This window comes from Embleya sp. L77, assembly GCF_055557415.1.
The window spans coordinates 3478959-3501031 of sequence record NZ_CM145710.1 but is presented as its reverse complement, the minus strand read 5'-3'; the positions used below and the strand labels follow the sequence as shown (position 1 = coordinate 3501031).

At 70.2% G+C, this 22073-nt stretch carries 24 protein-coding genes and 3 pseudogenes; 15 read left to right on the top strand and 12 right to left on the bottom strand.

The window, feature by feature from the left end; translation table 11 throughout:
- Window positions 1–156: 156 nt before the first annotated feature.
- The 4 genes and pseudogenes from ACZOOI_RS44925 to ACZOOI_RS44910 all read left to right on the top strand — a co-directional run bounded on the left by ACZOOI_RS44925 (window position 157) and on the right by ACZOOI_RS44910 (window position 3115).
- On the top strand, window positions 157–369 hold the full coding sequence (locus ACZOOI_RS44925; RefSeq protein WP_465282585.1) for a hypothetical protein: 213 nt from the start codon (window positions 157–159) through the stop codon (window positions 367–369).
- A pseudogene (locus ACZOOI_RS44920) lies at window positions 369–1639 on the top strand (FAD-dependent monooxygenase). Before ACZOOI_RS44925 ends, ACZOOI_RS44920 begins: the two are co-directional and overlap by 1 nt.
- Window positions 1542–1757 (top strand): aromatic-ring hydroxylase C-terminal domain-containing protein, encoded by a 216-nt coding sequence (locus ACZOOI_RS44915; protein WP_465284175.1) that lies wholly within the window; start codon window positions 1542–1544, stop codon window positions 1755–1757. The pseudogene ACZOOI_RS44920 and the gene ACZOOI_RS44915 overlap by 98 nt, the downstream one beginning before the upstream one ends.
- 446 nt (window positions 1758–2203) lie before the next feature.
- On the top strand, window positions 2204–3115 hold the full coding sequence (locus tag ACZOOI_RS44910; RefSeq protein WP_465282584.1) for a phosphotransferase family protein: 912 nt from the start codon (window positions 2204–2206) through the stop codon (window positions 3113–3115).
- Between the two features lie 225 nt (window positions 3116–3340).
- Here ACZOOI_RS44910 and ACZOOI_RS44905 read toward each other — a convergent pair whose 3' ends face one another.
- Window positions 3341–4783, bottom strand: coding sequence for a hypothetical protein (locus tag ACZOOI_RS44905; RefSeq protein WP_465282583.1), 1443 nt, complete (start codon window positions 4781–4783; stop codon window positions 3341–3343).
- Window positions 4784–5156: 373 nt separating this feature from the next.
- Between ACZOOI_RS44905 and ACZOOI_RS44900 the strand changes: the two genes are divergently transcribed.
- Complete coding sequence (locus tag ACZOOI_RS44900) at window positions 5157–6605, top strand: cellulase family glycosylhydrolase (protein WP_465282582.1); 1449 nt, start codon at window positions 5157–5159, stop codon at window positions 6603–6605.
- Window positions 6606–7043: 438 nt separating this feature from the next.
- Here ACZOOI_RS44900 and ACZOOI_RS44895 read toward each other — a convergent pair.
- From ACZOOI_RS44895 to ACZOOI_RS44875, 5 genes and pseudogenes are all read right to left on the bottom strand, one after another.
- A protein-coding gene (locus tag ACZOOI_RS44895; RefSeq protein ID WP_465282581.1) for an IS5 family transposase occupies window positions 7044–7918 on the bottom strand; the annotation gives its coding sequence in 2 pieces (ribosomal slippage) (window positions 7044–7561 and window positions 7561–7918; 876 coding nt in all).
- A gap of 128 nt (window positions 7919–8046) precedes the next feature.
- Window positions 8047–8711 (bottom strand): annotated as a pseudogene (locus ACZOOI_RS44890) (transposase); the annotation flags it as partial.
- 602 nt (window positions 8712–9313) lie between these two features.
- Window positions 9314–9811 (bottom strand): nucleoside deaminase, encoded by a 498-nt coding sequence (locus ACZOOI_RS44885; protein ID WP_465282580.1) that lies wholly within the window; start codon window positions 9809–9811, stop codon window positions 9314–9316.
- A 78-nt stretch (window positions 9812–9889) separates the two neighbouring features.
- On the bottom strand, window positions 9890–10360 hold the full coding sequence (gene cynS, locus ACZOOI_RS44880; protein ID WP_465282579.1) for a cyanase: 471 nt from the start codon (window positions 10358–10360) through the stop codon (window positions 9890–9892).
- A 90-nt stretch (window positions 10361–10450) separates the two neighbouring features.
- A complete protein-coding gene (locus ACZOOI_RS44875) occupies window positions 10451–11062 on the bottom strand; it encodes a carbonic anhydrase (protein ID WP_465282578.1) in 612 nt (203 codons plus the stop codon).
- A gap of 128 nt (window positions 11063–11190) precedes the next feature.
- On the opposite strand from ACZOOI_RS44875, the gene cynR reads away from it, so the two are divergent.
- Entirely contained in the window at window positions 11191–12099 is a 909-nt protein-coding gene (gene cynR, locus ACZOOI_RS44870; protein ID WP_465282577.1) for a transcriptional regulator CynR, read from the top strand.
- Window positions 12100–12297: 198 nt separating this feature from the next.
- Window positions 12298–12432 carry a hypothetical protein gene (locus ACZOOI_RS44865; protein WP_465282576.1) on the top strand — a complete coding sequence of 45 codons (135 nt, stop codon included), beginning with the start codon at window positions 12298–12300 and terminating at the stop codon, window positions 12430–12432.
- 15 nt (window positions 12433–12447) lie between these two features.
- On the opposite strand, the gene ACZOOI_RS44860 is transcribed toward ACZOOI_RS44865, so the two are convergent.
- Window positions 12448–12645 (bottom strand): DUF3703 domain-containing protein, encoded by a 198-nt coding sequence (locus ACZOOI_RS44860; RefSeq protein ID WP_465282575.1) that lies wholly within the window; start codon window positions 12643–12645, stop codon window positions 12448–12450.
- A 226-nt stretch (window positions 12646–12871) separates the two neighbouring features.
- Here ACZOOI_RS44860 and ACZOOI_RS44855 point away from each other — a divergent pair, with 226 nt between their 5' ends.
- A complete protein-coding gene (locus ACZOOI_RS44855) occupies window positions 12872–13210 on the top strand; it encodes an ArsR/SmtB family transcription factor (protein WP_465282574.1) in 339 nt (112 codons plus the stop codon).
- The gene (locus ACZOOI_RS44850; protein WP_465282573.1) at window positions 13207–13920 is read left to right on the top strand and encodes a cation efflux transmembrane domain-containing protein; all 714 of its coding nucleotides are present in this window, start codon (window positions 13207–13209) and stop codon (window positions 13918–13920) included. The genes ACZOOI_RS44855 and ACZOOI_RS44850 overlap by 4 nt, the downstream gene beginning before the upstream one ends.
- 162 nt (window positions 13921–14082) lie before the next feature.
- Here ACZOOI_RS44850 and ACZOOI_RS44845 read toward each other — a convergent pair whose 3' ends face one another.
- From ACZOOI_RS44845 to ACZOOI_RS44830, 4 genes are all read right to left on the bottom strand, one after another.
- On the bottom strand, window positions 14083–14556 hold the full coding sequence (locus ACZOOI_RS44845) for a GNAT family N-acetyltransferase (RefSeq protein ID WP_465282572.1): 474 nt from the start codon (window positions 14554–14556) through the stop codon (window positions 14083–14085).
- A gap of 327 nt (window positions 14557–14883) precedes the next feature.
- Window positions 14884–15267, bottom strand: a complete 384-nt coding sequence (locus ACZOOI_RS44840; RefSeq protein WP_465282571.1) for a hypothetical protein — start codon at window positions 15265–15267, stop codon at window positions 14884–14886.
- Window positions 15268–15395: 128 nt separating this feature from the next.
- Window positions 15396–15665, bottom strand: coding sequence for a hypothetical protein (locus tag ACZOOI_RS44835; protein ID WP_465282570.1), 270 nt, complete (start codon window positions 15663–15665; stop codon window positions 15396–15398).
- 84 nt (window positions 15666–15749) lie between these two features.
- Window positions 15750–16379, bottom strand: coding sequence for a hypothetical protein (locus tag ACZOOI_RS44830; protein ID WP_465282569.1), 630 nt, complete (start codon window positions 16377–16379; stop codon window positions 15750–15752).
- Window positions 16380–16879: 500 nt separating this feature from the next.
- Here ACZOOI_RS44830 and ACZOOI_RS44825 point away from each other — a divergent pair, with 500 nt between their 5' ends.
- Together ACZOOI_RS44825 and ACZOOI_RS44820 are read left to right on the top strand one after the other, a co-directional pair.
- A complete protein-coding gene (locus ACZOOI_RS44825; RefSeq protein ID WP_465282568.1) occupies window positions 16880–17284 on the top strand; it encodes a transposase in 405 nt (134 codons plus the stop codon).
- A gap of 59 nt (window positions 17285–17343) precedes the next feature.
- Window positions 17344–18291, top strand: a pseudogene (locus ACZOOI_RS44820) (IS481 family transposase); the annotation flags it as partial.
- A 16-nt stretch (window positions 18292–18307) separates the two neighbouring features.
- Here the strand turns inward: ACZOOI_RS44820 and ACZOOI_RS44815 are convergent.
- Entirely contained in the window at window positions 18308–18652 is a 345-nt protein-coding gene (locus ACZOOI_RS44815) for a hypothetical protein (RefSeq protein WP_465282567.1), read from the bottom strand.
- 9 nt (window positions 18653–18661) lie between these two features.
- Here ACZOOI_RS44815 and ACZOOI_RS44810 point away from each other — a divergent pair, with 9 nt between their 5' ends.
- The 4 genes from ACZOOI_RS44810 (at window position 18662) to ACZOOI_RS44795 (ending at window position 22071) form a co-directional block, all read left to right on the top strand.
- Complete coding sequence (locus ACZOOI_RS44810) at window positions 18662–19072, top strand: hypothetical protein (RefSeq protein WP_465282566.1); 411 nt, start codon at window positions 18662–18664, stop codon at window positions 19070–19072.
- 9 nt (window positions 19073–19081) lie between these two features.
- Window positions 19082–20500: an NACHT domain-containing protein gene (locus tag ACZOOI_RS44805; RefSeq protein WP_465282565.1), complete on the top strand. Its 1419-nt coding sequence runs from the start codon at window positions 19082–19084 to the stop codon at window positions 20498–20500.
- A gap of 168 nt (window positions 20501–20668) precedes the next feature.
- Window positions 20669–21205: a GNAT family N-acetyltransferase gene (locus ACZOOI_RS44800; RefSeq protein WP_465282564.1), complete on the top strand. Its 537-nt coding sequence runs from the start codon at window positions 20669–20671 to the stop codon at window positions 21203–21205.
- A gap of 443 nt (window positions 21206–21648) precedes the next feature.
- On the top strand, window positions 21649–22071 hold the full coding sequence (locus ACZOOI_RS44795) for a hypothetical protein (protein WP_465282563.1): 423 nt from the start codon (window positions 21649–21651) through the stop codon (window positions 22069–22071).
- Window positions 22072–22073: the final 2 nt, after the last annotated feature.

The window sequence follows — 22073 nt, the reverse complement described above, 5'->3', positions numbered from 1 at the left end:
ACCCGGGTTCGGTAGCGTTGCTCCGCGAATCGGGCTCCGAGTCGGGTTCGTGCATTGGTTGTCGAGGCCTCGGATCCCGGACGGCGGATCCCGCCCACCTGGGTTGCGTGCGAGGAACGGGGGTTCGCGGTGTGCGATGTGGATCACGAGGCGGCAGTGGCCGCGATCGCAAAGCTGGTGGCGGCGTATCCGCATCTGGCGCAGGGACCCTGTTCACACCCGGCGTCGGCGGGGTGTGACGAGGTGGCGTGGTCGGCGATCCCCGGCTGCCCGGCCGAGGTCCCGGTCGTGCTGCGCGGCCTGCTGGACCCCGTCGCGGCCGAGGAGGCCGAACGGGCGTCGTTGCCGGCGGTGGACCGACCGGGTTGATGCTGGCCGCCGAACTGCGGCTGCACGGCGTGCACGTGGTCGTGCTGGAGAAGTTGACCGAGCCGGGCAGTCCCGCGGGCAGGGCCTGCACGCACGCAGCGTCGAGGGGATGGACCAGCGCGGCCTGCTGGACCGCTTCCTCGCGGTCAGTGAGAAGTTCCAAGTCGGCGGTCTCTTCGGCGGCATCGCCAAGCCGTGGCCGGAGCGGTTGGACACGGCGCACCCGTACGGCCTCGCCACGCCACAGCCGCTGACCGAGCGCGTGCTCGACGAGCGGGCCCGCGAACTCGGTGCCGAGATTCGGCGCGGCTGCGAAGTGGTGGGGCTGAGCCAGGACGAGGACGGGGTGAGCGTCGAGTTGGCGGACGGTACGCACCTGCGCTCGCGCTACCTCGTCGGGTGCGACGGCGCCCGCAGTGCGGTGCGCAAGGGGATCGGCGTCGGCTTCCCCGGCGAGCCCGCCAAGGTCGAGACGCTGCTGGGTGACATGGAGGTGACCGAGGACCCGGCGACGGTTGCCGCCATCGTCGAGGAGGTCCGCAAGACCCAACTGCGGTTCGGCGTCACCCCCGCCGGGGACGGGAACGACGGGCTGTACCGCATCGTCGTGCCCGCAGACGGCGTGGCAGAGGACCGTGCGACCGCGCCGACCCTCGAGGATTTCAAGCAGCAGCTGCGGGCGTTCGCGGGCACCGACTTCGGCGCGCACTCGCCGCGCTGGCTGTCCCGGTTCGGCGACGCCACCCGGCAGGCCGAGCGCTACCGGGTCGGCCAGGTGCTGCTGGCCGGCGACGCGGCGCACATCCACCCGCCGACCGGCGGGCAGGGGCTCAACCTGGGTGTCCAGGACGCGTTCAACCTCGGTTGGAAACTGGCCGCTGCGGTCGACGGCTGGGCGCCGGAGGGACTGCTGGACAGCTACCACACCGAACGGCACCCGGTGGGCGCCCGCGTGTTGGAGAACACCCGCGCGCAGATCACGCTGCTGGGAACCGATCCGGGTGACCGCGCTGCGGGAACTGTTCTCGAAGCTGATGGACTTCGAGGAGGTGAACCGGTATGTCACCGAGATCATCACCGCTGTCGGGGTCCGCTACGACCTCGGCGATGGCCACGAAGTGCTCGGCCGGCGGCTGCGGGACGTGAGGCTGAAGCGGAGGCGCCTCTACGAGCTGATGCACGGCGGCCGCGGGCTGCTGCTCGACCAGACCGGGCGGCTGTCGGTGGCGGGCTGGGCGGATCGGGTCGACCACGTCGTCGACGTCAGTGAGGAACTGGACGTGCCCGCGGTACTGCTGCGGCCGGACGGCCACGTGGCGTGGGTCGGTGAGGACCAGCAGGATCTCCTCAGCCGGCTGCCCAAGTGGTTCGGCGCTGCCGTCGGCTGAGCACACAGTCGCAGCCCGAAAGGGCGCGGCCGTGACCGAGACGCCGAACCGGCCGATGGAGAGCCGCGAGCGCACAGCCGAGGCCCCGGACTCGCTGCCGGATGACCGCCTCGCCGAACCGGAGCCGGCGGTGCCCGCACCGCGGCGCCGGTGGTGGCGGTTGCGCCGTGCCCAACCGGGCTGCAGCGCGGGCTTCCACCGGCGCGCCGGTGGGTGCCTTCGCGCGCTGCCGCCGCGTGCGCGGCCGGGTGCCGCATGAGGGCAGCGGCACCATCGTCAACTCCTCCTCCGTCGACCTCGTCGGGCTCGTCGGCCTCCTTCTCCCCGCACCGACGCGCGAGCACCCCGCGCCGTGCCGGAGAATTGAGACGACTCTCGACGGGCTCGGCCCGGCCCGGCGGGCACACCCACCCGGCCGACATCTCGCGCGAAGGTTCCCCTCAGCCATGCCGCACCGCATTCAATGGTTCGACCTGCCCACCCCGGTCCGAACCCACATCGAGCACGCCCTCGGCGGCGGCGTCATCGACGTGTCCGGACCCGCCGGCGGGTTCGGCCACCAACTCGCCGCCGTGCTCACCCTCGCGGGCGGGCGTCGCGTGTTCGTCAAGGCCGCCCCCGACGACGACCCCCTCACCGCCGCCAACGCCGCGGAGGCTGCCGTCCTGGGCGCCCTGCCGCACCGCGCGCCGGCGCCGGAACTGATCACGCTGGAGCGGGCCCACGGCTGGACGCTGGTCGTCATCGAACACCTCGACGGCGCCCATCCCGACCTCGGGCCCGGCTCACCCGACATGGCCGCAGTGCTGGCGCGCCTCGACGAACTCGCCGCCGACCCCGCCGACGACCGCTACCGCACCGCGGTGGGCACCACCGCCGCCCAGAGCATCCGCCTCCACGGCTGGAGCGATCCCCACCTCACCGACCTCGACCCGTGGGCCCGCACCCGGCTCGACCGACTGCGCGAACTCGAACAGGCATGGCCCGCACACGCGTTCGGCGACCGCGTCGTCCACGGGGACCTGCGCGCGGACAACATGGTCCGCGACCGTATCCACGGACCCGTATTCGTCGACTGGGCCCACGCCACCCTGGGCCCCGGCTGGGTCGACCTCGCGTCCCTGGCCCCGCAACTCGTCCTCGCCGGACACCGACCCGTCGACGTCGCCGACCTCCTCGCCGGCCACCCCCTCACCGCCAACGCCCCCGACGGCGTCGACGCGTTCCTCGCCGCCCTCACCGGCCACTGGGAACGCGGCAGCCGCCAAGACGACCCCGCCCGCGCCCCGGGCTTGCGCGCCTACCAACGCCGCGCCGCCGCGGCCGGACGCGCCGTCCTCGCCGCGCGCCTGAGCTGACACCCGGCCGAAAACCAAGACGTCCGAACGTTTGGCCGTCGAGAGTCGAATGACGCGCTACGAGTACGGGCCATATCGCACGAGCTCAAGGAAGGGGCAGAGGGCCTGCTCCCGTACCCCGCGATCTCCCGGTGACCGTCCTTGTCGGTGCCGTGGGTGCCGTGCCGTGGCGAGATGTCTCGGTGCCGTGGTGCGGCGTCTCGGCGGTGTGGTGGTGCCGTGGTGTCATCGGGGTTTCTTGGGTGGGGTTTCGGGTGTGGCGGTGGTGGGGTGGGGGTGTAGCGGGGTCCAGGGAGGCAGGTGCAGGGTCCAAGCGGTGTCGGTTCGGGTCCCGACCACGGGTAGGCGTCGCCAATCCGCGGCCCATGTGGGTGGGGCGGACCCGCGGGTGGTCAGGAGCGCGGCGGGGACGCGGTGTGTCTCGGCGATCAGGCTCTCGCGCGTGTGGGTCGCGTTGTTGCCGGAGACGGCGGCGGAGGCGCATCCGGCGTGGTAGGCGATCGGGATGGCCTCGACGCCGGTGAGCAGGCAGGGTGGGCGCACGCCCGCCACGCGTGCGGTGCGTGCGATCAGTTCCCAGTCCCGGCGCGCGGTGCGGTGGCTGTCCGCCCAGTGCGCGGTGATCGCGATCTGGATGGCCAGGTGCCCGACGAGCGCCGCGCCCAGCAGGCCGCCGAGCACGAGTCGGGTCCCACGCGCGGGTCGTGCTCGGACCGCGTCGACCAGCGTCAGTGATCCCCAGGCCGCAGGCAGCGCGAGAAGGGCATAGCCGGGCTGGAGGAAACGCGGCGCGGAGTAGTCGACGAACAGCAGGTACGTGAGCGCCACGGAGGCGGCCACCGCGCACGGCAACCAGGCGAGTGCCGGCATCCGGGCGCGTCGCGCCGCCCACACACCGACGGCCACCAGCAGCGGCAGGGCGAACCACCAGAAGAGCGCGGGCGCGGCGACCGTGTCGCCCGTGCAGGGCCTGCACAGCAGCGGGCCGTCCAACGTCGAGGCGGTCTCCGGCAGCGAATTGGTGGGCCCGGTACCACCCTGGATCTCGCTCGCGCGCCGCAGCCGTTCGACGATCCCGCCGAACCGCTCGTGTGCCTCGATCAGCCACGCCCCGGCCCCGGCGGCCGATCCACCCAGGGCCGCCGCCAGGACGTCCATCCGCCGCCACGCGGGCACCGCGATCGTCGCGACGATCAGGGGCAACACCAGCCAGAAGGCGTCGCCGGGCCGCATCAGACCGGCAACGGCTAGCGCCAGGGCCAACGCGATCCGCCCGCTCCCGCCCCGCACCACGCGCAGGTACCAGCCGACGGCGGCGACCGAGGCCATGGCCGAGTAGTGGTTGGGCATCGCGGCGCCCACGTAGAACATCGTGATCCACAAGGTGGCGTAGCCGGCCGCCGCGCACGTCACCACGGCCGGTCGGGGCAGCAAACGCAGCCACGGCAGGTACCCCAGGAACAGCGCCACCGCGGCCGCACCCGCCAACCAGTACCGAAGAGCGACCATCGAACCGGTGAGCATCACCACCGGTGCGGCCAACCACGCCACGCCACGGGATCGGGGCGCGCTGAAGAACGCCGCCGGTTTGCTCGGGTCGTACTGGCTCACATAGACGATCTCGTCCCAGCCCAGCCCCAACTCCGGGGAGACCAGGGCCAGTCCCACGGCGGCGCAGACGAAACACACGAGTGCCAGAGCGAGAGGCGATCGAACGCTGACCTGTGACATTCAGACCCTTTACCCCCTCTATTCGGATGCCTCGACCCATTGGGCCGTACGGCGCCGCCCTGTCACCCCACCCGCGGACGCCCGGCACCGCGCCACCCACACCTGTGATTCCGGGGGCGGTGGTTGGTGTGTTGGCAGTGGCCGCGCGTCTCGACACCGAGTGCTTCGAATGTGTGGCCGAAACCGCGACGGCATCTGGGAAGTTGCCGCACCCGCCAGTAACATCCGACTCGCTCGCGCACCACCACCGCGCCGACTCTCGCCTGTCCCACGGGCCGTCCGCACATCCGCGTCCCCGAAAGGTCTGCGCATGCGCTTTCGCCTTCGCCTTCGCCTTCGCCTCCGAGCGTCGCCGGCTCTCGTCGTCGCCGCACTCCTGTTCACCCTCAGCGCGATCCCCGCCCAGGCCCATCCGGGCGGCGGGGGAGGTGGCCCGACGCCGGACCGGGTGACCGTGGGAGACCGCACGTATATCGCCGACGACCGCGGCCGGGCCACCCAGTGGCGTGGCTTCAACCTCTCCGACAAGAACCACCGGGGCGCCGAGGCGTTCGCCGACATCCACGAGTCGGATCTGCGCGAGATGGCCGCGCGCGGCTTCAACCTCGCGCGCCTCGCCTTCTTCTGGGACGACCTCGAACCCGCCCAGGGTCGGTACGACCGCATCTATCTCGCCAAGATGCGCCGCATTCTCGACTGGGCCGACCGCTACGGTGTCAAGGTCGTCCTCGACGCCCACCAGGACATCTACGGCCCGCACTTCGGCGCCCGCGGCATCCCCGACTGGGCCACACGCGACGAGGGTCTACCGTTCGAGCCGATACCCGGCGACTGGTTCTCGGGATACTTCGAGCCGTCCGTACAAGCGGCGTTCGACCACCTGTACAACGACAGCGACCTGCGCGCCGCCCACGCCCGTATGTGGACGACGGTCGCCGCGACACTCGGACGGCACCCGGCGCTGCTCGGCTACGACCTGATGAACGAGCCGTTTGGAAGGTTCCTCGAAGGCGAGGACCTGCCGACCGCCGCGAGCCGCTTCGAGGCCACCCAGCTGACCGACCTGTGGAACCGCCTCGCCGACGCCGTACGCCTCGTCGACCGCAGGTCCTGGGTCTTCGTCGAACCCACGGTCATCGTCGGCCTGGGCGTCCCGACCGCCCTCGGTCACATCGACGACCCGCATGCCGCCTACATGCCGCACTTCTACGAGACCGCGATGGAATCCGGCGCCGACTACGACCCGAACGGCACCTTCATCGCCGCCTACGAGGCGGCTATCAGCGACTACCCGACCCGCAATCGCATGCCGGTCATCGTCGGCGAGTGGGGTACGAGCCCGGCCATCCCGCACAGTGCGCAGTTCATCAACGACATGACCGCTGCCATGTCCCGCTTCGCCGGCGGCTGGACGTGGTGGCAGTGGTGCCTGGGCAACCACGGCTACTGCAACCTCGACCCGAGCGGGAACTGGCGTCCGAACGCCGAACTCCTCAGTCAGCCCTACGCGTCCGCCATTGCCGGCAACCCGCTGACAGCCACCTACGACCCGGCGACCCGCACCTACCGCCTGACCTTCACCACGCGCCGAAACGCCGACGGACCCACCGAGATCGCCGTCCCGAAGGGCGTCTATCCGCACGGCTACCACGTCAAGATCGACGGCCGCAGGGCAAGTTGGGACGACCGAGGCCGGACGGTCGAGGTCACCACGCGCGGCCGCCCAGGCACCGCGTACACGGTCACCCTCACGCCGTAGGGCGCCCAGTCGTCGGCGCCCGAGACCGGCACCGACGACTACCCACGCTCTTGCCCGCGGACGTGCCGCGCCGCCGCAGGCGATCCGGGAACGCCCTCCCCTCGGCGACCTCGTCCACCGAGCAGCCCCAGGACGGCAACGGTATATTCGCCGCCCTGCCGGCACTCGCCGGCCGCACGTGCCGGGCACCCGGGGTCGGTTCACCGTGTGCCGTCGGTGACCGCCGAGCCGCGCGAGCGCCGGATCGTGGGCAACTGTCGGGGAAGACCGCACGCGCGGTCGGGCCGTGCGCACTCGTTGGTTGAAGTGTCCCTGTTTCGACGCCGGGGCGGTCGGATTGTGTGGAAGTTCGGTGCCGTACCGGTCAGTTCCGAAGATTCATATTGTCAGATAAATAGTAGGACTCCGCTGGGGCCTGTTTCAGAAGTTGATCTTGCTTCATAGCCATTCGCCGATGGCGGCGATCGTGATGGTGGCTTCGAATCGGACGGCGAGTTTGTCGTACCTGGTCGCGACGGCCCGGTTCCTCTTCAGACGGTTGATGCCGCATTCGACCGCGTGGCGGGCCTTGTAGTCCTCGCGGTCGAACGCGGGCGGCCGGCCGCCCTTGTGGCCGCGTTTGCGGCGGTTGCGGGCCTGGTCGACCTTCTCCGGGATGGTGCAGGCGATGCGGCGCCTTCGCAGGAGCGCGCGGTTGGCGCGGGAGCTGTAGGCCTTGTCGCCGCGCACCCGGTCGGGTCGGGTGCGCGGCCGGCCCGGCCCGATCCGGGGCACCCGGATTCGGTCCAGGACCGCCGCGAACTGCGGCGAGTCGCCCCGCTGTCCGGCCGTGACCGGCACCGACAAGGGTTTCTGGCCCTGTTCGCAAGCCAGATGGATCTTCGTCGTCAGCCCGCCGCGCGAGCGCCCGAGCGCGTGGTCGTCCGGCTCGACGGCGACACCGCCGGGCGGCTCTATTTGGAGTGCCCCCTTTTGCGGGCTCCGGCGGCGTGTCGGTGGGCACGGCAGACCGTCGAGTCGATGTTGACGTCCCAGGTGATCAGCCCCTGTGCGTCGGCCTCGGCCTGGAGTCGCTCCAGAATACGTTTCCAGGTGCCGTCACGCTGCCACCGGCGAAACAGCCCGTAGACCGTCTGCCACGGCCCGTACCGCTCGGGAACGTCACGCCACGGAACCCCGGCCCGGGTTCGCCACCGGATCCCGTCGATCAGCTGCCGTTTCGTCCATATCGGTGGTCGTCCGGACTTGACGCCGACCGGCAACAGCGGTTCCAGGCGCGCCCATTGGCCATCGGTCAGATCTCCCCGTCCCACACGATGATCATGGCAGAGCAAGATCAACTTCTGAAACAGGCCCTAGGTCGGATCGGTGGGTCTGAGGTGTCGTGGGGTGTTGGTTGGAAGTGGTCTGTGGCAGGTGTTGCAGGTGCCCGTCCAACACTTCAGGAGACATTGGCAGGCGTCGACGACCTGGTAGAGCGTGAGACCAACGTGGGTACTTTTGGGGAGAGCCGTTGTTCCGTGAGGAAGGCGTGGGCGGCGGTGACCAGGGTGACGTGGTGATGCCACCCCACCCAGGAACGACCCTCGAAATGGTCCAGTCCCAGAGCGTGTTTCATCTCCCGGTAGTCATGCTCGATCCGCCAACGGATCTTCGCCAACCGCACAACCTCCGCCGTCGGCGTCGCCTCGGGAAGGTCGAACAGCCGTTACTCCGTGGGTTGTTCGGCCTACTCTGGCCACACGACCAACAACCCCACCTCGGGCAGGACACCGTCCCACGACCCACCCGCGGCCTCGGCCGCCTCGCGGGCCGGGCGCCGTACCGCCACGCCGGCCGGTCGCACCCGCAACCGCAGGAACCGCGAACGCATCGACCCGCGCGAGCCCCGACGCCACATGACCTCTTCGAAGGCGCCCCGTCCGATCCCCGCCACCAGCGCGGCCACGCTCACCGCCCGTTCCCGATACCGAGGGGCCGGGCGGTGCCCGGTCCCCGACCATGGCGGTGCGACGGGCGGCGCCCGGCCGGGTGGACGGTGGTGTCGGCGCGGATCGCGACCACGTAGTCGAGTTCACGCTCGGTCAGTCCGGCCCGGGCCGACGCGCGGGCATCGGGCTGCCATCCCCCGATACCGAGGCCGGGAAACGGGTGTCCTGCCGCCGAGCCGGTTCGTCAGGACGACCGTCAACTCATCGGCTGTTGCCATGACTCCGTGAAGGCGAAACGGCCATGATCGGATCTCCTCGGAAGCAGGCGCTCAGGGTGTCGTGAAGGCGTGGTCGATGGTGTCGAGCAGGACAGGCAGGTCCCGCAGCCGCGGCGGTGGGTGCTGTGCCCGGGTGGGACCCGGGCCGTGGACGCGGCGCTTTGACTGCGGAGACGGCCGTCCCCCACCCGGTCCGGCCCACCTGATCCGACCCGCTTCGCCCACAGGTGGGTACTCCCCCACGCCCGGCTCGGCCGCTCTTCCCATCGGCCCTGGACAACTTCACTCCCCCCAACTCCGCCGCCAACGTCGCCACCGACAACCTGTCCTGCGGCCCGTTCGACGCTGAAGCAGTACGGCAAATCCCCCGCACGCACCGAGTATCGCCGCTTCGACGATCGCGGCCGGCGGACTCTCGCTGATCGTCGACCACGGCCGGCCCGAACTCGCGGAGACCACGTTCACCTGGTTCGACGAGGGCTGCCCGGCTGATCCGCGACTACGCCGTGGGCGTGCCGGCCACGCGGCGTTCGCCGCCGTTGCGCAGTTGCCAGGCGCGGTAGACGTCGGTGGCGGCGGTGCGCGGCTCGTACCGCATCGGCAACCGGCGCTGCTCCCAGGTCTTGGTGAACTCGGCGTAGAAGGTGGCGAGTTCGAAGTACTTGCGGTCGTCTACGTAGTGCGGCTCGTAGGCGTCGCGGGTGGTCAGGAAAACGACCTCGTCGGGCGAGCAGTAGTACAGCGAGCCCAGGCACATCGGGCAGGGGTGGGCGAGTACGTAGATGGTGCTGCCGGTCAGGTGTTCGGTGCCCAGCTTCGTGCATGCCTCGCGAATGGCGAGGATCTCGGCGTGGGCGGTCGGATCGGCGGTCTGGGCCACCTTGTTCGCGCTCTCGGCGAGGATCTCGCCGTTGCGGACGATCACCGTCGCGAATGGTCGGCCGCCCTCCTCGACGTTGTGGCGGGCGAGGTCGATGGTGCGCTGGGCGAAGTCCATGGGGGTTCCTCGGGGGAGTCGGAATACGTGGAGGGGAAGGGGCCGGCCCAAGTCGGGGCCCGCCCCGGGGCGTTGGGATCAGAACGGTTTGGTGGGCAGGTACTTGCCGTCCAGAGTGATCACCGCGCGTTCGCCGCCGTCGGGGTCGGCGACCTTGCGCACGTCCAGCTTGAAGTTGATCGCGCTGATGATGCCGTCGCCGAACTGCTCGTGGACCAGCGCCTTGAGGGTGGTGCCGTAGACCAGGAGCATCTCGTGGAAGCGGTAGATGGTCGGGTCGGTCGGGACGCCGCCCGGGATCGAGCCGCGCGTCGGAATGGTCTGCAGCAGCGTCGCCGCGTCCGGGTCCAGGCCCAGGAGTTCGGCGACCGCGTGCGCGGCGTCGGCGGGCAGCGGGTGCTGACCGAGCACTGCGGCGGTGACGAAGGCGACCGACAGGCCGGTCGGGTCGGCGATCTGCTGCCAGGTCAGGTCCTTGCGGGTCTTGGCCTCGACTGCGGCGATGGCCAGGTTCTGCCGGGCGGTGGGGTCGAACTGGGCTTGCACCATGGCGGGTTGTCCTTATCCGAGGGGTGGGTTGACGCGGTTGCGTGGGTGGGGCGGTGCCGGTGGCCCGGCGGATGGAGGCGAGTGGGAGCGTCAGGCCGGGAGGGCGATCGGCCGGCCGGTCGCGGCGTCGAGCGCGGTGATCGTGCCCGAGGCGATGTCGTAGACCCAGCCGTGCAGCGTGACCGTGTCCCGCGCGAGGGCGTGGGCCACGCTGGGGTGGGTGGTCAGGTTCGCGAGCTGGGCGGCGACGTTGTCCCGGACCAGCGCGCCCACCGCGTCCGGGCCCGTACCGGCGCCGGCACGGCTGCGGGCCCGAGCGGCCTCCGCGTGCCGCAGCCAATCGGCGATCTTCGGAGTCGCGGTCAGGTCGTGGCCCTCGACCAGGGCGGTCATCGCGCCACAGGCCGAGTGGCCGCAGACGATGATGTCGGTGACCGCCAGGACCGCGACGGCGTATTCGATGCTCGCGGCCACACCGTCGGCGCCCGACGCATGGGCGGGGACGAGATTGCCGGCCGTACGGATCACGAACAGCTCGCCCGGGTCGCTCTGGGTGATCAGTTCGGGGACGACCCGGGCGTCGGAACAGCCGATGAGCAGCGTCTTCGGCCGGTGGGTGTCCGCGAGTCGCCCGAACAGCGGCGCCTTGGCCGGGAACACGTCCCGCTGGAAACGGCTGATGCCCTCCGTGAGGTGATGCATGGTCACTACTCCTTCTCGGTGGTCGTCCGCCCTGCGGGGCCGACGAGTTCCACCATGCATGACCTGTATCTATAGTGTCCAAGACGCATTGACCATCACCTCAATAGATCTCATCTATACTCGGGCTCATGGTCGTGGAACTGCGTCACCTGCGCTACCTGCTCGCCGTCGCCGAGCACGGCAACTTCACCCGCGCCGCCGAGGACCTGCGGATTTCCCAGCCGACCCTGTCCCAGCAGATCAAGCAGCTCGAACGCGCACTGGGCGTGCAACTTCTCGACCGCACCGGCCGCACCGTGCGCCCCACCGACGTGGGCGAGACCTACCTGGGCTACGCGCGGCGGTCCCTGCGCGACCTGGCCAGTGCCGAACGCGCCGTGCACGACGTGGCCGACCTGTCCCGCGGCAGCCTGCGCCTGGCGGTGACCCCGACCTTCACCGCGTATCTGGTAGGTCCGCTGACCGAGGAGCTGTACACCCGGCATCCGGGGATCACCCTGGAGATCGAGGAGGCCACCCAGGACCGGATCGAATCGGGGCTGCTCGCCGACGAGTTCGACCTGGGCATCGGGTTTCGCGGCGCACACCCGCCCGGTGTCTCCGCGACCGCGCTGTGTACCGAGAAGCTCAGCCTGGTCGTGGCGGGCTCCCGCGTCGGCCGCGCCCGGCCGGCGCTGCCCGTCGGTGAGCTCGCCGACCGCCGACTGGCGCTGCTCAGCGCCGACTTCGCCACCCGCGGCCACATCGACGCCTACTTCACGCAGCACGGCGTGCGGCCGCGGATCGCGGTCCAGGCGAACTCGATCCAGGCGCTGATCGAAATCGTCCGCCGCACCCCGCTGGCCACCGTGCTGCCGGACGCGATCACCCACGACCACCCGCACCTGCATCCGGTCCCGCTGGACCCACCGCTGCCGGTGCGCACCGTCGTCGTGCTGCGCCGGGAGAGCGGCTACCAAAGCGCCGCCGGCCGAGCCTTCGTCGAACTCACCCGGGACGTGGTCCGCAGCCGCGGCTACCCGCCGCCCGACGCCTGAGGAGCCCGGGCGAGGCCGTCGCACGTTCTGCGGGGATGCCTTGATCGCCCGCAGCCCGGCTCGCGCTTCGGCCTCGTCGACCTTCTTCAGCCGTGTCGGCGTCATCAGGGCGATGGCGTGCCCGGCGGCCAAGGCGTCCACGGCAAGCCGCTCGAGCGGCGACGCGTCGGTCAGCACCCAGGCCGACGCCGTCGGCAGTTGGATGTCCGGCGGCGCCGCAACGAGGAGCGCCGGACATTTCAGCCGCACGCCGCCGCACTGCCGGGCGCCTGGGACGCGGTCGAGGCGGAGGCCGGGTGGGGCACCTGGGCGGCACTGCGCCGCACCCGCTGACCTCGGCGGCGAGGTTCAGAGGGCGACGCCCGCGTCGCGCAGCAGCGCGGCGAGGTCGTCGGGCACCGGCATCGGGGTGGTGAGGCCGTCGCGGGTGCGGCCGGTGTTGCCGTCGGGGTACTTGCCGGCGGCCGATGCGGGCGCGGCGACCAGGAGCCGCGCCACCTGGCCGGCCACTTCGATGTCGCGGTCGCGGACGGCGAGGTGGAGCATGACCGCGTGGGTGCGGGTGTGGGGTCGGCCAGGGCTGGGACAGGATGTGCGCGCGTTCCGCCGCCCGCCAAGCGCCGCCGGTGGGGCCCGCGGTGCGGGCGGCGGACATCTCGGCGTCGTGGACGGCACGGAGCGCTTCGGGCATGGCGCGGCTCGGCACAGCGGTCCTCCCCAAGTCGTGAGTTCACTGTTTCGTGGATTCAGGCACACGTGTACTGTCGTGGGCATGCTGCATCTCGCCGCCGACATCGACGTCCTGGCCCGGTTCGGGCGGGCCCTCGCCGACCCGATCCGCTGCCGCATCCTGCTCGCCCTGCGCGAGGCGCCGGCGCATCCGGCCGACCTGGCCGACGCGCTCGGAATCTCCCGCACCCGGCTGTCGAACCACCTCGCGTGCCTGCGCGACTGCGGCCTGGTCGTCGCCGTGCCGGTCGGCCGGCGCAGCCGCTACGAACTCGCCGACGCCCGCCTGGGCACCGCACTCGACACCCTGCGTGCCACCGTCCTCGCGGTCGAGGCGGACCCGTCCTGCCCCGACACCGCGGACCAGGGCTGCTGCCGATGACCGCTCCCATGTCCCTGTCGCCGGGCCCGAGTCCGTCCCGCCGCGAGGCCCTGGCGCGCCGGATACGATTGCTGGTCGCCGCGACGATCGCCTACAACGTCGTCGAGGCCGTCGTCGCACTCACCGCCGGGACCATCGCCTCCTCCACCGCGCTGGTCGGCTTCGGGCTTGACTCGGTCATCGAGGTCTCCTCCGCCGCCGCGGTGGCCTGGCAGTTCTCCGCCCGCGACCACGCGGTGCGCGAGGCCCGCGAGCAGCGCACCCTGCGCATCATCGCGGTCTCGTTCTTCGTCCTCGCCGCGTACGTCGCCATCGACGCCGCCCGTACCCTCGCCGGGGACGGCGAAGCCGACCGGTCGATCACCGGCATCGTGCTGGCCGCGCTCTCCCTCGCGGTGATGCCGTTCCTGTCCGCCGCCCAACGCAAAGCCGGACGCGAGATCGGCTCCGCTAGCGCGGTCGCCGACTCCAAGCAGACGCTGCTGTGCACCTACCTGTCCGCGGTCCTGCTCGTCGGACTGCTCCTCAACGCCGCCCTCGGCTGGACCTGGGCCGACCCGATCGCCGCCCTGGTCATCGCCGCCATCGCCGTCAAGGAAGGCACAGGCGCCTGGCGCGGGGAAGGCTGCTGCGCGCCCGCGACCACCGGCGCCACCGGGAAGACCGGCACCGATGCATGCGGATGCCCGGCGGGATGCTCCTGCTGCTGACCCGCGGACGCGGGTCGCTCGGGCGGTGCCGGCCTGTTCGGCGCAGGCGCCGGGTCTGCGCGAAGCGGTACGAGTCGGTGCCGGTCTCGATGGTGTCGCCGCCGAACGTCCCGGCGCGTTCTGGAACCGCCGTCGAGACGTTGCTACTTCCCCTGAACAAAGTCAAACGGTCGGACTGCGGCGCTCGACGAGGACCACGTCGCGCCATATCCCGTGATGGCGACCGATGCACTCACGGGTACCGATCACGCGGAACCCGGCCGCGGCGTGCAGGGCCAGGCTGGCGGTGTTCTCGGGGAAAATTCCCGATTGGATCGTCCAGATCCCGGTGTTCTCGGTCGAGGCGATCAGGGCGTCGAGCAACGCCCGTCCCACGCCGCGCCCCTGGGCGGCGGGGTCGACGTAGACGGAGTGTTCGACGACTCCGGCGTACGCGCACCGGTCCGACACCGCGGACGCCGCCGCCCAGCCCAGGACGCCGCCGGTGGTGATGTCGAGGGCGACGTGGCAGTGTGCGTGGGCCTTCTTCGCGAAGAACGCCTCCCACGTGGCGGGTTCGGTCTCGAAGGTGGCGTTGGCTCCGGCGATCCCCGCGGCGTAGACGGCCAGCACGCCATTCGCGTGTGCGGAGGTCATGCGGGTGATCGTGAACGTGGGTGAAGTCGGTCTTGTCACGGGCGGCTTCCAGCAGCATGTCCGCGATCGCGCGGCGGCTGGGCAGGTCGTCGTGGTCGGGTATCGCGAGAAGGGCGCGCACGTGGTCGAGGTCCTTCTGGGCCTCGGTGGCGCTGGTGTAGCCGTTGCGGCGGAGCTTGCGGCGGCCCCCGTCCTCCGCTTCGAGCAGCTCCTGACGCAGCGACCAGGTGCCGTGTCGTTGCGAGGTGTGGGTGGGGGCAGGCGGCGCCGTAGGCGTCCGGTGGCCAGATTGCGGCGGGCGGCAGCGTCGGAAGACGCCTCCGCCCTTCACGCGTTCTCCTCGTCGTCGGCCTCGTCCACGAAGCGCAGGTCCTCCGGCAACGCGGGTGGGACGAGACCGCGTTCGCGCAGGTCCGCGCGCAGTGCCCGGAGGGCTTGCGCGTCCTGGAGGAGCATGGCGCCGTACTGCTCGGCCGAGCGCAGGTGATCGGTGCGACGGCCCGGTTGCAGTGTGGTGGCGGCCTTGCCTTGGTGCTCGCCCAGCAGGCGCTGTGAGGTGCGGGCGGTGGTGACGGCGTCGGCGTGGATGCGGAAGCTGTCGATGATCGCCCGGGGGGAGCCGTCGGGCGCGGCCTTGGCGAGCGGGGTCTCGTCGGTGAACCACGCGACGGCCTCCCACACCGGCATTTGGCGCCCGGGCAGGATCTCCACCGTCTCCTGCAGGCCAGCGGGAACAGCAGGTTCACCGGCGCCACGCCCAGCGCCGGCGGACACGACGAGCAGCTCGGCTAAGCCCAGCGAGGCCCGTGAGGTGATGGGCGGGTGTGGGGCGTTGCTGTTCAGCTGCCGACCGCGGTGACGCCGAACATCAGGGTGCGGCGGTCGATGTCGTAGTGAACTGTGGGCGTACTGCTGAGGAGGTCTTGGAGGACGTCGGCGTCATCGGTGTCGACGGTCAGGACTTCTTCCCAGGCGCCTTCGTCGAGCACCAACTGCAGGGTGAGGGTGCCGCGGTCACCAGGCTGCCCGGCGACCCACGTGAACTGGTAGTGGCTCAGCTGGCGCACTTTGATGCTGTCGTCGGTGATGGGCTGTGTGACCTTGGCCATGGCTTCTCCTGTTTGAGCGTGAAGGGTAAGCCCGCACGGAGGTCGCGGGCTCGGTCGAGCATTTCGGGTGAGGTGTGCCGCGTCTCAGCAGTGTCTTGTCATGGCACCGTGCCGGCCGGCGCGGCGTACGGCGGCCAGACCGGTTCCTCCGGCCATGGCCAGGGGCGAGCCTGCGCGGCGCAGCATTCCCTGCTTCTGCTGCTCGGGGCGCTGCTGCTCTCCGTGGAGGGCGTTGAGTACCAGCACGCCGGCGGTGAGTGCCGGCAGGGCCCACTGCAGGACCGTGAGGTGGCGCTGTGCCTGCTGCAGTTCCACGGGGTGGTCTGCGGCCGCCTCTTGGTCCTCGGAGTCCGGGGATGAGGCGAGTTCGACCTTCTTGCCCAGGACTCGGCTGTAGGCGGTGGCGGCGAGGGCGGCTCCTGTGAGGACCGTCTTGGCGATGGTGGAGGCGCCGACGCCGCTCTGGTAGGCCACCCGTGCGCTGTTGGCACCCAGCAGGGCGGCGCCGCCCACCAGGTGGGCGCCGATCGCGGCCGCGTTCACGGGCGTCCAGGCAGCCCAGCCGGCGCCGGCGATCCGCGAGGCGAGAAACGGCTCCTTCACGGCGTTACGCGCCGCTCCGTTCAATCCGACGGCTCCCATGAGAGAGCCGCCGAACCAGGCGGCCAGGCCGATGTCGTGCAGACTGCGCATGACCGTGTTGCGTTGAGACATCCGAGTCCTTCCAGACACACGCGTCCCTGCGGTCGCAGGGCCTCGCAATCAGTCTCAGGGTGATCGACGCCACCGGCCAGACGAGGCGCGCACATGGACGAATCCCACCCGTAAACCCGGTGAGGATGGCCACTACGCAGTAGTAGCCGGGCGGGCCGGGCCGACGCCGGCCGGCTGCGCTCACCGCCTGCTGCGCAACTGTGGCGCCCAGGCGCCGCGGAGACGACCAAGGAGCGTCTACCGCGTCTACTTCTCCCTGATCCCGTCGCTGCGTAAGCCGGCTGAACACGAACGGGCGGGCCCCGCGGATTTCCCCGCTGGGCCCGCCCCTCACGTTTCACGTTCTGCGGCGCCGTCTATGCTTGACTCTGTCGGGGATCTTGGAGTTTTCCCGCGCGCTGGATTGATCAGCAGGCATGCTCGGGGCTGTTTCGAAGACCGATGCAGTCGTGAGGTGTCCGTTGTCGCTCCGTCCTCGTTCCGGTGAGCAAGTCCCCTCGTTGACCGCGCAGATCGCACGGGCGAGCAACCGGGGCGGTACCACCGCGATGTGGGTGAGAGACCGCCTGGACGGGCTGTGGTGCGACGAGGATTTCGCGGGCTGGTACACGCGCGATGGACGCCCCTGCATTTCGTCCGCCCAATTGGCCACTGTCTGCGTGCTGCAGTTCCTGCTCGATCTGTCGGATCGTCAGGCGGCGGAAGCGGTTCGCTGCCGCATTGATTTCAAGTATGCCCTGGCCATGGAGCTGGACGATCCCGGCTTCCACCACAGCGTGCCGGCCGACTTCCGCGAGCGCCTCACCCGGGAAGACCGCGCCGACCGTCTTCTCGATCTGGCGCTAGCTGTACTGCCCACGGAGGTTGGTGACGGATCCCACGGTGGGTTGATCTTGAACGAGTGAGGACCTTCCGGGTTCGGTGTGGATTGCGACGTCTACACCGAACTGATCAGAAGGCCCTCATGCCCCACCGTAATGCACCTCTGACCGAGACCGGGCGCCTGCGCCTGGCCCGCTGCGTCGTGAAGGACGCGTGGCCGCTGCGACGGGCCGCGGAACGCTTCCAGGTGTCCGTGACCACCGCCGCGAGGTGGGCCGCCCGCTACCGCGAAGCGGGCGAGGCCGGCATGACCGACCGCTCCTCGCGGCCGCATCGGAGCCCGCGCAGGACACCGACGCGGACCGAGCGTCGGATCGTCAAGGTCCGCGTCCTGCGCCGCTGGGGACCGGCCCGCATCGCCTACCTCCTCGGCCTGAACCCGGCCACGGTGCACCGCGTCCTCACCCGCTACCGCCCCGCCCGCCTCACCCACCTCGACCGGGCCACCGGCCGGGCGATCCGCCGCTACGAACACCCCGCACCCGGCGACCTCGTCCACGTCGACATCAAGAGACTCGGCAACATCCCCGACGGCGGCGGCCACAAGACCCTGGGCCGCGCCGCCGGACGCAAAACCCGCTCCGGTGCCGGATACGCCTACCTGCACAACGCCGTCGACGACCACTCCCGCCTCGCATACGGCGAGATCCTCGCCGACGAGAAGAAGGAAACCGCCATCGCGTTCTGGAACCGCGCGAACGCCTACTTCGCGTCCTGCGGCATCACGGTGCGACGCGTCCTGACCGACAACGGCTCCTGCTACAAGTCCCACGACTGGCGCAACACCCTCGCGGGGCAAGGGATATCGCACAAGCGCACGCGCCCGTATCGGCCACAGACCAACGGCAAGGTCGAGCGGTTCAACCGCACCCTCCTCGACGAATGGGCCTACGCGAAGCCCTACCGCACCGAGACGGAGCGACGCGAGGCATTCCCGGCCTGGCTCCACTCCTACAATCACCACCGCGGACACACCGCACTCAAAGGCCACCCACCCGCCAGCCGCGTCACCAACCTCACGGGTGAATACAAGCGAACCCAGCGCGTCACTGATTCACTGCGTCGAAGGGCTCGTCGTGCCACCGCCAGCTGGCGGTGCCGTCGTCGTGGATGCGCAGCATGAACTCAGCGACCGGGCCGCCGCCGGGAAACGTCATGGTGAGCGCACTGCGAATCTGGGTGTAGCAGACGTCGGCCCGTTCCCAGTCCTCCTCGTCGACAGCCTGTTCCTGCTCGTTGAAGAGGGGACGGAACGCTTCAAAGCCAGGAAGTGTCTCGACTTCGGCATGAGTCCAGGGCATATCGGCACCGGTCACGGTCAGCCGGGCAATCCCTTGGTCGCCGTGGTCGAGCCGCCAGATACTGCCGGTGGTCAGGTTCGGATTGGTCATATCCCCAGGATGGCGATCACCGCTGACGGACAGGGAACGAGATCACCGCAATTTCTCGATCATGGGCACGACCGTCTCACGCAGCGGAAGCTGGTGGGTTGCGACGTTCAGTCGCTGTGCTGCTTCGGTGGGCAGTTGGCGGTGGTCTCGCCAGTATGCCGAGGCGAACAGGCCGGTGAGGACGACGGCTTCGGGGTAGGTGACCAGATCGATCCGGGCCTCGGAAGGACGGTTGGGTTGGAGGAATGGATGCCCCGGCGCACGACCGGGGCCGGCACGGAGCCGGGCCGGGTGCGCCGCGCGGCCTCGTCGGCGTTGGTTGGGGCTTCGGCCTGCGCCGCTGCGCCTCACGATTTCGAGGTCATCCTCAGGGGTCGTGATCCGGCGAAGTCCGGCGGGCGCCGGTTCGGGTCGACATGATGGCTGGTCATGGGGCGACGTGGGGGACGTGCGGCCGGCTGGGCCTGGGCATTGTTGTGTGTGGTGGGGGTGGTCTGGCTCGTCGTGTGGGGATCGCACGACGCCGAACGCGGGGATGTCGACTGGGCGAGTGCGTCGATCGCGTTGCCGGGGCTGGGTGTCGCGGTGTGGTCGGCGTGGATGTCACGGACCGCGTTGCGGTCGCAGGACACGAACGTCGTCGTGGGGGCGGCCCGGCTGGCCGTCCTCGTCACCCGTGCCGAATCCCCGGAGCGGGCCCGTCTGTTGGGTGACGACCACACGCCGATCGACCTGCGTTTCGTCATGCGTCCCGCTCCGGCGCACAACGCTGAGGGGGCGGATCCGGAGGGGCGCCTGCGTACGGTCGTCGACTACTACCGCAGGTTGCGGCCGGGCCGTCTGGTGATCACCGGCGCCCCGGGATCCGGAAAGACCGTCCTGGCCCTCGAACTCCTCCTCGCGATCCTGGAGAGCCGCGCTCCGGGCGACCCGGTGCCGTTGCGGATGTCCCTGGCCTCGTGGACCACCCCGCTCGCCACCGGGAACGGCGCGGACGCGGGCGGGGCCTTCGAGGAATGGGTGCGTGATCATTTGGAACGCGTGTACCGGCTCTCCCCCACCGCCGCGCGGGCGTTGGTCGAGGCGGGAATGATCCTGCCCGTCCTGGACGGGCTGGACGAGATGGACGCCACCGACTCCACGACGGGCGGCCCGTACCCGCGCGGCGGTCCGCGGGCGCACCGGGCGCTCGAAGCCCTGAACGCCTACACACATGGGCGGACCCGCGCCGCGTTGGTGCTGACCTGCCGCAGCGGCCCCTACGAAGCACTCGACACCTGGGCCAAGAGCGCCGCCCGCGTCGAGATCACCGGCGTAACCCCTGCCCAGGCCAAAGACTTCATCCTCGCCCGCGTCGACGACCCCCACCGGTGGCGCGAGGTGATCCACGCCCTGGACACCGACCCCTCGGGGCCCCTCGCCCGGAACCTGTCCACACCCTGGCGACTGACCACCGCCGTCATGGTCCACGAACAACGCCACCCCGAAACGGGCGCATACCCGCATGCGCCCCGCAACCTCCTGTCCCCCGCTCTGGCGAACGACACATCCTGCCGGGAACTCGAAGCCACCGTCGGACATGTCCGCGACTTCGCCAGCCTCATGCACGACCACCGGGGTGAGGACCTCGATGCTTGGATCAACCAGGTCAGACACAATGACCTACCTCACCTTCGACAGTTCGCCGAGGGACTTCTCCACGATCGGGACGCAGTCGTCGCAGGGTTGTCCAGCTCCTGGAGTTCCGGCCGAAGGGCAGGTCACCAGAGTCAAGCTCCTCAAGCGAGCCGGATACGGCCGAGCCAAGCTCGCGACCTCCTCCGCACCCGCATCCTGCTCAGGAGCTGACTCGGCAGCGTCACAAGATCAGCGACAGACCCGCCAAACGGGCACAGCTCCAAGACGACGCTCAGGGATTGATCGCAATTATCCCGCATATCGAGCGTCCACGATCGGCAGGACCGACCACGCGCCCCGTGGCACGACAGTGCGTTCGCCCGTGAGACGGTTGCTGTCATGACAGTCGACGCGACCCCGGGCGGCGAGGTTGTACTCGAGACGAGTCGCCTGCTGCTCAGACCTTGGCGGGTAGCCGAGGCTGACGTCCAGCGTGGGCTGTGGACCGAACGCGATCCACGAGTGCCGCCGCACCGCCGAATCGACGCGGACGGACACCCCACGGTCGCCGAGCTCGAGGATTCGATCCGCACCAACCAACTGTGGTCGATCGGGTTGCTGGCGGTCGAGCGGAAGGCCTCTCGTGACGTCATCGGCTACTGCGGGCTGGTCGACAGCGGCCGAGGGTCGGTAGCGGAACCGGAACTGGCATTCGAGCTGCTACGCCGAGTTCGGCGTCAGGGATACGCGACCGAGGCCTCGTTGGCGGTTCTGGAATGGGCTAGATCGTCCGGGCACGAACGTCTGGCGGCCACGGTCTGGGACTGGAACACCGCTTCTCGCCGTGTTCTGGCCAAGGTCGGGTTCACCGAGACCGAACGCAAGGAAGTGGACGCGGTGTACGGGACCACCCTGTTTGCCACGAGACGGCTCTGACACACCGGATGTTTGGCCTTGCGCACGGCCCCGCGCAGTACCGGCAGGCGGCAAGTGTGCCCATTCCGTCGGCAGAAGCCATTGCGGCACACGCTCGATGCCGGGGCGCTCGGCACGGAACATCACGGTGGCCGACAAACCCTTCATGGTGGGTCTCGCTGAGTCCGGTGGTCGGATCGAGGTCGGTTGGAGCGTCGAACCTACCTCCGCGCGTCTCATCATCGATGGGCGAGCGGCGCACTGCCGACATCCGGGGCATTCGTGGCCCTGCGGCGGAGCCAGTAGTTCCAAGGACGCTCGGCCCGTGCTGAGAGGCCGATGCGTCGACGCCGCGACCGCCGGTTCCTCGCGCAGCTGCGAAAGACCTTCGCGAGGAAAGCAGAGTCGACGAGAGGGGGCTGTTGCGACACGATCCTCGGCAAGGTCCGATGGCGAGGAGCTCAGTGATCACCCAGGGCGTGAAGATCGCAACGCGGTGCGAAGCCTGCGGCGGTGTGTTGATACGCGACACCGGCCAGTTCATCGACCGCGGACGGTTGTGGTGGGGAACCGAGGGGACCTGCCTGACTTGCCCCGTCGCCTGGTGCGATCAGGACTTCGGCGACGCGACGCCGGAGGAGATTCGCCAGGCCCTCTTGGCGGAACACGGACCCGCCCGGCTCCGGCTGTCAGAACCCGAGGCGAGTGCAGTGCCCGTCCTTCGCGCTCTTCGAGAGGTGCACGGCTTGTCACTGGCACAAGCACGGTCCATGACGGACGAGCTGAAGACGACCGGCCTCGTGGGCACGTTCGTCGAGATGGAACTCGTAGCCTCCCGACTCCGGCACCATTCCGTCGGAGTGACCGTCGAGACATCGTCCGGCTGACC